Consider the following 12,861-nt stretch of genomic DNA (forward strand, 5'->3'; position numbering starts at 1 on the left):
CAAATTCGTATAAACTTGAATCAAGAAGAATTAATAAAATATTGTAAACAAAAAGACAGAAATGCGCAAAGCCTTTTGTATGAAAGATACAAAGGACTTCTATACAATATTTCATTAAAATATTGTACTTCAAAAGAAGAAGCACAAGACAACTTACAAGATGCTTTTTTAGATATTTATAAAAACATTCGCAAATACAAAAATCAAGGTTCTTTTGAAGGTTGGATGAAAAGGATAACTATTTACAAAGCCATAAAGAAGTACAAGAAAAGTATTAAAACAAACACAAACATTGATGACATTAACTTACACAATGAAATTAAAGTTGATGAGGATTATTTTAGTAAAATACCTTTAGAGATTATTTTAAAATGTATTCAAGAATTACCTGGTCGATATCGATTGGTTTTTAGCTTATATCAATTAGATGATTATAATCATAATGAGATTTCGAAACTACTATCCATCTCTGTTGGAACATCGAAATCAAATCTATTTAGAGCCAAAAAACTTTTAAAAGATAAAATAACCCAATACCAAAATTTTGACGCATGAAGAATAGTAAAGATATAGGATTGGTTTTTAAAGAGAGTATTGAAACGCTAAATAATATTCCTGATGATATTGTTTGGACTAATATTGAACGTGAGCTTGATAAAGAAAAAAAACGACGAAGATTTATACTTCTTTTATTATTTCTCGCATTAAGTATAGGTGGAATTATTCTGGTATCTAAAATAAAAAACAACGATAAGAAGCAACATATTCAAAAAGAAATTATACCTCAACAGCAAAAAAACATCGTCATTTTAAATGTAGATAACAAACCTAATTCTGAGAATAACACTTTAGTTTTAAAACCTGAAAAAACTGTTACAGTTAAAAAAATAAGTGTCAAAAAAAATAAAAAAAGTATTTTCAAAAAAAGGACTTTTTCAATTCCTTTAGCTCAACAATATTTTCAGTTTCCTGAAGATAATTCATTAAATGATTTACAATTATCTGTAAAACCTGTAGACACAACTTCTATCAAAGAAGGAAAAAAGACTGTTCCTAAAAAAAGTAAATGGAGTATAACTGCAACTAGTGGTTTAAACACATTTTACTTCTATTCGAAAGGAAATTCTATTGATCAAAACTTAACTGAAAATGATCGTGAAGAAAACACTTCAGAAACGATTGGCTTCTATTTGAATTATGAATTAAGTAAAAGAACAACAATTCGATTAGGTGTACAAAAATTAAGTTTAACCTATAGAACTAAAAATATTGCGACAAACAATATTCAAAACCTGACAAATCCTTTTCAAAATGTGAATGCATTTGATACTGAAATTTCAAGAAACTTTTTAACTACTAATCAATCTATAAACATCAGAGAAGAGTTAAGTTATTTAGAAATTCCTTTAGAGTTCAAATACGCTTTACTCAATAAGAGAATCAGAATGAATCTAATTTCAGGGTATAGCTTACTATATTTAAGTGATAATAAAATATATGGAGATTCAAATACATTTAAAGAATTTCAGCTTGGAACTTCTAGAACAGCTAGCAGAACTAATCTTTCTTTAAATTTAGGTTTCGACACTTATGTTCCATTAACATCATCGTTATCTTTAGGCCTAGAATTAACCTACAAACAATATTTCAACACATATAATGCTTCAAATGTAAGTCCGTTTAGTATTCATTTACAAACAGGATTAACATATAAATTTTAAGTAGAAAAAAATCGTCAAGTAAACTTGACGATTTTTTTTATTTTACACGCAACCTTTTTTATTATTTAAGACTATGAAATAGAATGAGGTGTTTTTTGTCTAAATCTATTAACAAAAGCAAACCTATATTTTAAATTGTAATGAAACATTAAGTTAAAAATTGAAATTAGAAAAACTTATTAAATCTTGTGTTAAAGGAGACATTAACGCACAAAGTATCATATACAATAGATACAAAGATTCCTTGTTTTCTATTTCTTTAAAATATTGCACTAACAAAGAAGAAGCTAAAGATAATTTACAGGATACTTTTTTAGATATTTTCTTAAACATTAAGAAATACAAACATCAAGGTTCTTTTGAAGGATGGATTAAAAGAATCGCCATTAATAAAGCTATAGATCGTTATAAAAACAATTTTAAAACCAATCCTATAGACAATTACTCTTTAGAAGCAGAAGAAGTTTTAATTGATAATATAGACGAAGTACCGCTATCTGTTATTCTATCTTTTGTACAAAACCTACCAAATCAATACCGATTAGTATTCAACTTATATGAATTAGACAATTATTCTCACAAAGAGATTGCTGAATTATTATCGATATCTACAGGAACTTCAAAGTCTAATTTATTTAGAGCGAAGAAGATTTTAAAAAATAACATTGAACAATACCAAAGGACGAAATAATTATGAGTACAAAACAGGACATAGGTAAGGTATTGAAAGGTAAATTAGGAGAATTAAACACGTCTCCTGATCTTGATGTTTGGGATACTTTACAAACAGAATTAAAGAAACAGAAAAAGAAAAAACAATATAGAAAAGGAGCTATAATTCTATTAATTCTAGCTAGCTTGTTTTGTCTTTATAAATTCACATATGAAAAGAAAGAAACTTCTTTAACTCATAATGTAGAAAATAAAAACAGTCTTTTATCAAAAAAGATATGCGATATATCTAAAACTGAAAATAGTAGTATTATAGGTGATACTTTACTTACTGAAACCACTTCTGAATATAAAACACAAAATGAAATTTCATCTATAAAGACACAGAAAAAAAATACAGAAGAAAGATTTGTAAATCGTTTTAATACACAAAGAAAGCAGGCCAACTTTATTTACTTAGAAAGTAAGAAACGTTATCTTTTTAATATTCCACCAGCTCTTAATGACACTTTAGCTATTAAAAATAATCTAGAAGAAGAGGAAGTTAAAGATTCTCTTAGCCGCTGGAGTGTTTCTGTTACTGGCGGAATAAACTTTTTAAATACTAGTTTAAAAGAAAATATAGTTAATGATACAATTAAAAAGGAAAAAAGCAATTCTGTAACTGAATCCTATGGAGTTCGAGTAAATTATCGTCTTAACAAGAATACTACTTTACGTTTTGGCATACAAAAACTATCCATGAGGTTTAACACCAAAAATATTGGTAACTCAAACCCTAACTTACGTATTGATTCTATCTCGAATATTACTAATATTTCACCTTTAATATCAAATGAAGATCTAAAAAACAGACTTAACAATTCATCTACTTTTAACATCAAAGAAGAAACTAGTTACTTAGAAATGCCTTTTGAAATACAGTATAAACTCCCTAAGGTTAAAAATCTAAGTTTAATTGGTGGCGCTAGTTATTTACATCTATTAAATAGTAACATTTATGTTGGATCAGATAATATTAAAAAATTCAAAATAGGAAAATCTTTAGATGCAAAAACTAATGCTTTCTCTTTAAATCTTGGGTTAAGTTATGATATTAAACTAAGTAAAAGAATCTATTTAAATTTTGAAGGATATTATAAACAGTATTTCGGTCTTTATCAATCTAATGGTATAAATCTCAATTCACAAAACTTTAATTTCCAAACAGGTTTTACTTATAAATTTTAAATCTCATACATCTCGCTCGATATACCTAAGTCATAAAGCTAGTTTTCATGACTTTTTTATTTTTTTTAACGCAACCATTTAGCTTTATCTAAGACTTGAATATAGAGACAAGAACACACATCTTTTCTTGTTAATATAGTTCATCATTAAAAAAATCTAAAATGAAAAACACGACATTAATTTCTGTTATTGCTATTTTATTATTGCTTTATAATTGTCAAGATTCTGAAAGCTTAAACATTTCATCAGAATCTGAAAGACTTATAATTAATGATAGTATTATTGATATTGATACTATTATTCAAATCGACACAATTATAAACATAGACACCATTAGAGTAGATACAATTAAAATTGATACTATAATACCTGATACATTAACTACCAATGTATCTAAAAATGCAAGTCAGATAATTCAAATTGCTGGTAATGCCGATTATTTAAATAAATCTTATGATGAATTAATGGCTATTATGGAAAACCCAAATACGCTAGCTAAAAAAAGTTAAGCAATAAAAAAGGTGCTTGAAGATTAACTTCAAACACCTTTTTTTATTTATAATGATAGAATTATTCTTTTATTAAAACCTTATTACTAATTCCTTTAGGCGTTATTATTTTCACTACATAATTCCCTGAAGATAAACTTGTAATTGGTACACTTACTTTTCTTCCTTCATTATTTTCATCTAAAGAATAAGAAGCAACTTTTGAACCTAACATAGAATAAATTTCAAGAGAACTATTATTTACATCTACTGAATTTTTAAAAGAAATATACAATTCATCTTTAACCGGATTAGGATAAAACACTCCAATATTTTCTGCAAGCACAATATCTGAATTACTTAGTGTACTTCCTGCATCTTCAATTGCATTAACTCCGGCTGTCCAAGGTGTTCCATTATGCTCATAAGCTCCTAAATCTGGTGCAGTTCCATTAAACGATTTTGCAAAACCAGAAATTACAACTCCTTTATCAACTAAATCTCCAGTTTCAATTGGAGCAAAATTTTTAGCTCCAGGATTCACTAATAATGAACTTGTACTAATTAAATTATCTTTTACATCGAAACCTGTTTCATCAAACCAAGCTGGTGTACTAGAATAATTGTTGTATACTCTATTGTTTTTTTGCTCGTAACCATTTACCCAAGAAGCCATTGCTTGTCCGCAATTCCATAATGTATTATGAAAAAAATCTAAATTCCAGTTTGCCCAGTTTACTTGATAACCAGACCAAGATACATTCCAAACAACATTATGATGCACGACATAACCTTTACTATTATTATCTAAATAAATTCCAGCAGCTTTAACTCCCGCATATAAAGGAGGTTTAGAGTCGTGAAACCAATTGTGATGAACTTCTGTATTTTTTAAATCATTATTTCCAACAGTATAAAACACACCAGAATCTGCATTAATTAATTGTGCTTTAGACACATCGTTATAAGCAACTTCACAAGTATTTCCACTAACATAAATTCCATCTCTTCCAGAGTTTACAACTGTATTCTTTAATACTTTAACATTGTTAGCTGTAACTCTAATCGGTGTAGCATGAATTCCTAAATAATTAATATTTGAAATCGTATTTTTTTCAATTAATGAATTGTGCGCACTTGCCCAATTTTGAACTGAAATTCCATTAGCAGAACTTTGATCTATCGTACAATTTCTTACAATCGCGTTTCCTCCTAAAACTTCTAAAGAAGACTCTCCTACTCCAGCTGTTGTACTAGCTAAATTATCAAAACCTTCACTACCATGAATAATTTGATTATTTTCAAAAACATTATAATCTCCACGGATTTTAACGCTTCCTCCAAAGAATTTAATTCCTTCTATTTTAACATAATCACCACGTACTTCAGCTACAAATTTATGTGTTGCATATTCTACTGTATTGTCGCTTGGTTTTGAACCATCTGCAGTTTGAAAGTATAATGTTTTTGTAGACTCATCATAATACCATTCTCTCGCATAATCTAAAGCCTCTAATTTGTTGAATAAATATAACTGACCTCTATGTCCGTTTCTTAAAATCGTTGGATTGTGAGGATTAAATGGCCATTTTGTAATATCTACTCCAACATGTTCTATTCTAGTTGTGCTGCTACTCGTAATTTTACGTGTCCAACTCGTTCCAGAGTGACCTCCAATGTAATACACTAAACCACCAGTCCAATCAAAATCTGGTACATCAGTTAATGTAAAAAAGTTATTTCCACCATTATCGATAAATTTACAATCTACAGTCCATCTGTTATTATCTATATTGTTTGGCCATCTTGCCAAATCCATGTGCTGTTGATTATGATATACATTTCTGAATCGCTCATCAATAGTCATATCTACTGAAGTTTTATAAATGTTTCCAGAATGCGATTGCCACCCATTAATATATTTGGTAGCTTTTATGGTTACATTTTCACCATCAGCAGCTTTAAAAGTGATATAATTTCCTGCTGATCCATTTTTGTTAATTAGTAATTCTTCGTCATAAACTCCTCCTTTAATAATACAAGTACTACCAGGAGACATTACCGAAACGGCTTTATTGAATGTTTTAAAAGGATTACTCGCTGTTCCTGCGTTACTATCGTTACCATTAGTGGCTACATAATACGTGTTTTGCGCTGTTAATGTGATCGTATTCAGCGCCAAAAACAGCATGAATAAAAAGTTAGTTTGGTTGATTTTCATGATTTTAGGGATTGATTTGTATAACAAACGTGACTGTACTTTTTTTAGTGTATTCAACTAAAAAAACAAGTCAAAAATTAACATTAATAGTATAAGGTTTTGTTTCTTTGTTGCTTCAAATATAAGCATTGAGAATACAAAGAATTACATACTTATCATTAGGTACAAACCAAGGAAATAAAACAGAAAATCTTCAAAGTGCAATTGATTTAATTGCTGATGAAATTGGTGCCGTTTTAAAAGTTGCTTCTATTTATGAAACAGCATCTTGGGGATTCGATAGTGATAATTTTTATAATACTTGTATTAAAGTTTCTACGTATTTACCACCTGAACAATTAATTCAAAAGTTACTAACTATTGAAAAAGATTTAGGAAGAGTACGTGTTGATAGTGATTCGTACGCTGACAGATTAATTGATTTAGATATTTTATTATTTGATGATGAAATTATCTTTAATAAAGATCTTATTGTACCTCACCCAAGAATGCTAGAACGAAAGTTTGCTTTGGCTCCACTTGCTGAAATTGCAACTGGTGTAATTCATCCGATAGCAAAAAAGAAAATCTCTTTGTGTTTACAAGAATGTGTTGATGATTCTGACATCAAACAGTTAAACATTCCTTTAAAAAGACCTATTCCTATCTCTGAACAATACAATTATATTGCGGTAGAAGGAAACATTGGTGCCGGTAAAACCACATTATCTACAATGATTTCTAACGATTTTAATGCTAAAATTGTATTAGAACGTTTTGCTGATAATCCGTTTTTACCAAAGTTTTACGAAGATCAAGAACGTTATGCATTTCCTTTAGAAATGAGTTTTTTAGCAGATCGTTACCAACAACTTTCTGATGATTTAGCCCAGTTTGATTTATTTAAAAACTTCGTGATTTCTGACTATTACATTTTTAAGTCGTTAATCTTTGCTCAGGTTACTTTACAAAATGATGAATACAAGCTCTATAGAAAAATGTTTGATTTGATGTATAAAGAGATTATAAAACCTGATTTATACGTATATCTGTATCAAAACACCGATCGTTTACTTAAAAATATAGAAAAACGCGGACGAGAATATGAGCAAAATATTGAGGCTTCTTATTTAGAGAAAATCCACGACGGTTACAGCAACTTTATAAAAACACAGCAAAACTTAAATATTTTAGTTATTGATGTTTCTGAATTAGACTTTGTTCAAAACAGAGATGATTATAAAACTATCATACAAAAAATCAAGGAACATCGCCCTTAATTTTTCTGAGTTATCTGACTTTGATTGTATCTTTTTTAATTGTTTTTAGTTTTCAACCTTCATCAACCTTGCCTTTATTTTATCCTTTTTCAATTCAATAACATCATTTCCAATCTTCTCTATCTTAAATATTTTAGTTTCATTTTTAATAGCCTTAAGATGGTTAAATCCGATAATCTCAGAACTACTCATAAACGCTTTTATCATATAATTTCTATCTAAACTTAAATATATTATTTGTCTATCTAAAAATTCACCTTCAATAAAAACCTCGGCTTTATCATTAAAACTTCCTTTCTTAAAAACTAAAGTAGCATCTCCTTTTTGATCTGTTTCAGTAGTTTGTGATTTTCCATTTAAGCTATAAATCATTACTTTATTTAATGGTTTATCTTCATGGTTAACTACATTAAAATCTACTCTGACAAGATTTTTCGAATTATAATAACTTTTAGATTTAAAATAACTATTCTCTTTGAGTTTAGTAGAATTAAATTTTAAATAAAGACTATCATTTTTAATTTCATAACTTCCTGTGCCTTTTGAATAAACACCTAAATCAGATCCCATACTGAAAGTAAAAGTTCTGTTTTTAAAGAATTCATAACTCTCATAATTATCTCCAATATAATCTGTCTTATATTTTCCTTTTATTACCGATTGAGCATTCACATTGTAAATACTCATTAAAAAAATCAAACAGAAAAATAGCTTAGTTTTCATCTTTAACAAATAATGACCAAGATAAAAATTCTATAAAAAATAAAAGTACGGGAAATCCACACTTTTAATGTGGTTCACCCGTACTTTAAAATTTACTGGTAAAAACTATTTAAGTTCTTACTTCTTTATTAGTTCTAATTTTTCTGCAAAATAATCACAGAAATCACGCATTGTTGCGCTCATTTTAGTATCGTCTGTAGCACGCTCGAAAGTATCTGCCATAGACACTAAAGTTTGATGAAAGAATTGTTTCATTTCATCAACAGGCATGTCTTTAGTCCATAAATCCATACGTAACGTATCTTTCTTTTTATGATCCCATACAGATAACATAATAGCTTTAGAATCTGCCTCTTTAATACCTCCGTCTTCAGCATTCCATGTAATTTCTTCAGGAACTCTGTTTTCGTCTAATGCTACATTAAATTTTATCTCAGAAGTGTGTACAATTGCCATTTATTTACGCTTAGGTTTATACTTAGATTGTTTAAAAATTTCGTCTCCTTTTTTTCTCAAAAGTTCCTGCAAAGATACGTCATTATTTCGCATATAAGAACGTACAATCTGCCAACCCACCCAAGCTCCAATTCTACCTGGAGATAAGTTATCTTCACCCAGATAAAACTTTGAAAAAGGCGCAACATCTAAAAAACGTTTATTTAATTTATTGTCGGTACTATATAGAAGATCTCTTTCTATAAAATATCTCCAAATTTCTTCTTCACTATTTACTGCCCAATCAAACTTCTCTGGAGAATATCCTATCTTTTCTCTGTCAGAAACATTAGGCAAATACATATCTAAAACATATAATTTCTTTCCTTCGTAAATCATTTTATTTACAAAACTACGCTCTTTGTTTGGTGGTAATTGTACACGAACAATAGCATTTGCAGCATCAACAATAATATGATTCGACGTATTGTTTTGTTTTACATACATCGGATAATCGTTATAAAACTCGTGCTCTTTTCCTAAATAACAATCTAAAGAAATCAACATAAAATCTCCATTATACACTACTCTATTATCATAATCGATATTGGTTAACATTGTAATTACTACTGGAGTTGTGAAGTTTTCGTTATAGTATTTCACATGCTGAAAAAGCAATTCTAACTCTTGTTCTTTTGTTGAAATATCTTCGTATTGTTTTTGAACCTCAGCAAAAAGTTCTTGCTCATCTTTATTATTGATTTTATTAACCCAAACAGAATCGTTGTTATGAGGAAAAAGCAATGGATATTTCTCTTTAACTTTAGGTAGTGTTTGTTCTGTAGCTGTGTAGAAATCTTTATCAAATCGAGCTACCTTTAAATCAACAGCAATATTAGAAACATCTACCTTCAATTTATCTTCCTTTTTACAAGAAAACAAGATCGTTCCTAACATTAAAATACATACAATTTTACGCATGAAATGGTTATCTTTACGTTTAGATATTAAACTTCGAATTTACTAAAATCGTATAACATGAATACACCTAAAGTTGCTGAACATATTATAACATGGTTAAAAGATTATGCTGAAAACGCTAAAGTTAAAGGATTTGTAGTTGGAGTTTCTGGAGGAATTGATTCTGCCGTAACTTCGACATTATGTGCAAGCACTGGTTTGCCAACTTTATGTGTAGAAATGCCAATACATCAAGCTCAGAGTCAAGTTACTCGAGCACAAGAACATATTGCACAGTTAAAAGAACGTTTCTCTAATGTTTCTGACACTCGTGTAAACTTAACTTCTACTTTTGAAGATTTTAAAACTGTAACTCCTGAAGTTGAAGCTTCTGCTCAATTAGACTTAGCTTTAGCAAATACCAGAGCGCGTTTACGTATGACAACTTTGTATTATTTTGCTGGTTTACATGGGCTTTTAGTTGCTGGAACAGGAAATAAGGTTGAAGATTTTGGTGTAGGTTTCTTTACAAAATATGGTGATGGAGGTGTAGATTTAAGTCCGATTGCAGACTTAGTAAAATCTGAAGTTTATGCATTAGCTGCACATTTACAAGTACCTGAGTCTATTCAAAAGGCACAACCAACCGACGGTTTATTTGGAGATAGCAGAACAGATGAAGATCAAATTGGAGCTTCATACGATGAGTTAGAGTGGGCTATGAAAATGCAAGATGCTGGTAAAACTGCAGAAGATTTTTCTGGTAGAGAAAAAGAAGTATACAGCATTTATGTGCGATTAAATACGATTAATCAACACAAGATGGTTCCAATACCTGTATGTGAAATTCCAGCTAACTTAAAGTAAGTTAGCTGAGATCATTAATTGTTTTATTTTTTTGTAGGCTTTTTTCTTATGACCATTCGAGATTTGGAATGGTAATTCAATGAATAGCACGATCAATTGACCAATCTGGAGCAATTTTCTCATAGTTTAATAGATTTATTTCTGATTCTTTTCGATTACGAATATATAAAAAAATGTCAAACTTTAAAATTTTTATATCACTCGACTCAATTTTTCGTACAATAACTTCTTGAGTTCTATATAGTTTACAACCTCTTCCTTAAGCTCGTTGTACGTTTTTATTTTTTCAGATTCTTCTATTGTTTCTTCAGTTTCTGTAGAAAGTTCCTGACCTTTTTTAACAATATCGGTAAGTTTTCTTTCTACTAAAACTCTTCTTAAATTTAAAATTGCATCAGTAACCAATTTTGGTAAAATCTTTTCAACTCCAGTAACTTCAATGTCTTTTCGACTCCAATCACTTAATTGATATCTTTCTTCATCCATTAAAATATTAGTAACTACTTCTGCAATAGTCGTGTTCTCGTTTGCTATAAGCTTATCTATGGAGATTTTCTCATCTTGGTTAAGTTGATGTATAATTTCATAATAAACTACTCTAAAAATCTCGTTAGAGAACTCTATTTCATCTTCTTGAAGATTTAAATACAACTCGTTACAAACTGTATTTATATATTCTTCTTTTTCTAAAATAGGTCTACCATATTTATCGTGAGCATTTACCCAGTTTATAAACCCAACTTCTTCATTTCCGTAGAGTAATAAAATTCGAATAATCTCTTTTTCGAGTAATAAAAGACTATCTACTTTAGGTTTCTTTTTATCCTCTCGAACTGGCTGAAGTTTAGGTTTTACAGATTCTTGAGATCTATTTCTGTCAACACTTCTATCAGATTTATTCATTAACTGTGCTAACTCACTAAAAAGCACACGTTCTGAAATATCCATGATTCGCGCACATTCTTGCACATATACTTCTCGCTGAATTCCATCTGGAATTTTAGAAATACTCGTTACAATATCTCTAATTAATCCTGCTTTTTTAACCGGATCGTTTTGAGCATCTTTAATTAATAAAGAAACTTTAAAGCCAATAAAATCTTGAGCTGTTTCCTCTAAATATCTTTTAAGCTCGGCATCGGAATTTGATTTTGCAAAACTATCTGGATCTTCTCCTTCAGGAAAAGTGACCACTTTTACATTCATTCCTTGCTCTAAAATAAGATCGATACCACGTAAAGAAGCTCGAATACCTGCCGCGTCTCCATCAAAAAGTACCGTAATATTATTAGTCAAACGGTTTATCAATCGAATTTGATCTGGAGTTAAAGCTGTACCTGAAGAAGCCACAACATTCTCAATACCTGATTGATGAAAAGAAATTACATCGGTATATCCTTCTACTAGAAAACAATTGTCTTGCTTAGCTATTTCTTTCTTTGCTTGATACAAACCATAAAGTATTTTACTCTTATGGTAAATATCACTTTCTGGTGAGTTTAAATATTTGGCAGCTTTTTTATCGTTCGTTAAAATTCTACCTCCAAAACCAAGTATTCTTCCAGACATACTGTGAATTGGAAACATAACTCTTCCTTTAAACCTATCGAAAGTTCTAACTTTTTCTCCACCTTCTTTTACAATGGTTAACCCGGTAGATTTTAAATATTTTAAATCGTATCCTTTAGTTAAAGCAGCTTTTGTGAAGTTATCCCACTCATCTTTACAATATCCTAAATCGAACTTTTCGATGGTATCTTCTCTAAAACCACGTTCTTTGAAATATGAAAGTCCGATTGCTCGTCCTTTCTGAGTATTCATTAAAACATCATGAAAATAATCTTTTGCAAATTTTGAAACCAGATACATGCTTTCTCGTTCATTCATTTGCTCTTTTTGCTCATCACTCTGCTCAGTTTCCTCTATCTCAATATTGTATTTTTTAGCTAGCCAACGTATAGCTTCAGGATAGGTAAAATGCTCGTGTTCCATAAGAAATGAAATCGAATTCCCTCCTTTTCCCGTACTAAAATCTTTCCAAATTTGTTTTACTGGAGATACCATAAAGGAAGGAGTTCTTTCATCTGTAAAAGGACTTAATCCTTTGAAACTACTTCCTGATTTTTTTAATTGTACAAACTCACCTATCACCTCCTCTACACGGGCAGCTTCAAAAACTCTTTCTATGGTTTGTTGGGTAATCATTCACTAAAAAATTGAGGCGCAAATATAGCTTTGTTCTACAATGAAAACTAATATTTAGCTATATCAAATTTAATAAAACC

12 protein-coding genes are annotated in these 12,861 nt (G+C 29.5%); 7 read left to right on the forward strand and 5 right to left on the reverse strand.

Translation table 11 applies throughout. The features are described from left to right. Nucleotides 1–15 precede the first annotated feature (15 nt). The 5 genes from Q1A15_RS01445 to Q1A15_RS01465 all read left to right on the forward strand — a co-directional run bounded on the left by Q1A15_RS01445 (nucleotide 16) and on the right by Q1A15_RS01465 (nucleotide 4,132). The gene (locus Q1A15_RS01445) at nucleotides 16–555 is read left to right on the forward strand and encodes a sigma-70 family RNA polymerase sigma factor (RefSeq protein WP_299617637.1); all 540 of its coding nucleotides are present in this window, start codon (nucleotides 16–18) and stop codon (nucleotides 553–555) included. After that, complete coding sequence (locus tag Q1A15_RS01450; RefSeq protein ID WP_299617639.1) at nucleotides 552–1,721, forward strand: hypothetical protein; 1,170 nt, start codon at nucleotides 552–554, stop codon at nucleotides 1,719–1,721. The genes Q1A15_RS01445 and Q1A15_RS01450 overlap by 4 nt, the downstream gene beginning before the upstream one ends. Nucleotides 1,722–1,881: 160 nt before the next feature. Next, nucleotides 1,882–2,412: a sigma-70 family RNA polymerase sigma factor gene (locus Q1A15_RS01455; RefSeq protein WP_299617641.1), complete on the forward strand. Its 531-nt coding sequence runs from the start codon at nucleotides 1,882–1,884 to the stop codon at nucleotides 2,410–2,412. A gap of 2 nt (nucleotides 2,413–2,414) precedes the next feature. Next, a complete protein-coding gene (locus tag Q1A15_RS01460) occupies nucleotides 2,415–3,623 on the forward strand; it encodes an outer membrane beta-barrel protein (RefSeq protein WP_299617643.1) in 1,209 nt (402 codons plus the stop codon). Between the two features lie 161 nt (nucleotides 3,624–3,784). Continuing rightward, nucleotides 3,785–4,132, forward strand: coding sequence for a hypothetical protein (locus Q1A15_RS01465; RefSeq protein WP_299617645.1), 348 nt, complete (start codon nucleotides 3,785–3,787; stop codon nucleotides 4,130–4,132). 61 nt (nucleotides 4,133–4,193) lie between these two features. Here Q1A15_RS01465 and Q1A15_RS01470 read toward each other — a convergent pair whose 3' ends face one another. After that, complete coding sequence (locus tag Q1A15_RS01470; protein ID WP_299617647.1) at nucleotides 4,194–6,332, reverse strand: T9SS type A sorting domain-containing protein; 2,139 nt, start codon at nucleotides 6,330–6,332, stop codon at nucleotides 4,194–4,196. A 128-nt stretch (nucleotides 6,333–6,460) separates the two neighbouring features. Between Q1A15_RS01470 and folK the strand changes: the two genes are divergently transcribed. Further along, a complete protein-coding gene (gene folK, locus Q1A15_RS01475; protein ID WP_299617649.1) occupies nucleotides 6,461–7,591 on the forward strand; it encodes a 2-amino-4-hydroxy-6-hydroxymethyldihydropteridine diphosphokinase in 1,131 nt (376 codons plus the stop codon). A 45-nt stretch (nucleotides 7,592–7,636) separates the two neighbouring features. Here folK and Q1A15_RS01480 read toward each other — a convergent pair whose 3' ends face one another. The 3 genes from Q1A15_RS01480 to gldB all read right to left on the reverse strand — a co-directional run bounded on the left by Q1A15_RS01480 (nucleotide 7,637) and on the right by gldB (nucleotide 9,730). Then, nucleotides 7,637–8,314: a hypothetical protein gene (locus Q1A15_RS01480; RefSeq protein WP_299617651.1), complete on the reverse strand. Its 678-nt coding sequence runs from the start codon at nucleotides 8,312–8,314 to the stop codon at nucleotides 7,637–7,639. Nucleotides 8,315–8,431: 117 nt separating this feature from the next. Then, nucleotides 8,432–8,770 (reverse strand): gliding motility protein GldC, encoded by a 339-nt coding sequence (gene gldC, locus Q1A15_RS01485; RefSeq protein ID WP_299617653.1) that lies wholly within the window; start codon nucleotides 8,768–8,770, stop codon nucleotides 8,432–8,434. Then, nucleotides 8,771–9,730, reverse strand: coding sequence for a gliding motility lipoprotein GldB (gene gldB / locus Q1A15_RS01490; RefSeq protein WP_299617655.1), 960 nt, complete (start codon nucleotides 9,728–9,730; stop codon nucleotides 8,771–8,773). A gap of 57 nt (nucleotides 9,731–9,787) precedes the next feature. Between gldB and nadE the strand changes: the two genes are divergently transcribed. Continuing rightward, nucleotides 9,788–10,576, forward strand: a complete 789-nt coding sequence (gene nadE / locus Q1A15_RS01495; RefSeq protein WP_299617656.1) for an NAD(+) synthase — start codon at nucleotides 9,788–9,790, stop codon at nucleotides 10,574–10,576. Nucleotides 10,577–10,768: 192 nt separating this feature from the next. Here the strand turns inward: nadE and dnaG are convergent, their stop codons facing one another. Next, a complete protein-coding gene (gene dnaG, locus Q1A15_RS01500; protein WP_299617658.1) occupies nucleotides 10,769–12,781 on the reverse strand; it encodes a DNA primase in 2,013 nt (670 codons plus the stop codon). Nucleotides 12,782–12,861: the final 80 nt, after the last annotated feature.

The organism is uncultured Tenacibaculum sp. (assembly GCF_947495995.1).
In the GTDB taxonomy this organism is placed as follows: Bacteria; Bacteroidota; Bacteroidia; order Flavobacteriales; family Flavobacteriaceae; genus Polaribacter.

Bases quoted from the DNA above. Each gene is read 5' to 3' on its own strand.
- Q1A15_RS01480 (WP_299617651.1), bottom strand. From the start codon at position 8,314: ATGAAAACTAAGCTATTTTTCTGTTTGATTTTTTTAATGAGTATTTAC.
- dnaG (WP_299617658.1), bottom strand. From the start codon at position 12,781: ATGATTACCCAACAAACCATAGAAAGAGTTTTTGAAGCTGCCCGTGTA.
- gldB (WP_299617655.1), bottom strand. From the start codon at position 9,730: ATGCGTAAAATTGTATGTATTTTAATGTTAGGAACGATCTTGTTTTCT.
- Q1A15_RS01465 (WP_299617645.1), top strand. From the start codon at position 3,785: ATGAAAAACACGACATTAATTTCTGTTATTGCTATTTTATTATTGCTT.
- Q1A15_RS01450 (WP_299617639.1), top strand. From the start codon at position 552: ATGAAGAATAGTAAAGATATAGGATTGGTTTTTAAAGAGAGTATTGAA.
- gldC (WP_299617653.1), bottom strand. From the start codon at position 8,770: ATGGCAATTGTACACACTTCTGAGATAAAATTTAATGTAGCATTAGAC.
- nadE (WP_299617656.1), top strand. From the start codon at position 9,788: ATGAATACACCTAAAGTTGCTGAACATATTATAACATGGTTAAAAGAT.
- Q1A15_RS01470 (WP_299617647.1), bottom strand. From the start codon at position 6,332: ATGAAAATCAACCAAACTAACTTTTTATTCATGCTGTTTTTGGCGCTG.
- Q1A15_RS01460 (WP_299617643.1), top strand. From the start codon at position 2,415: ATGAGTACAAAACAGGACATAGGTAAGGTATTGAAAGGTAAATTAGGA.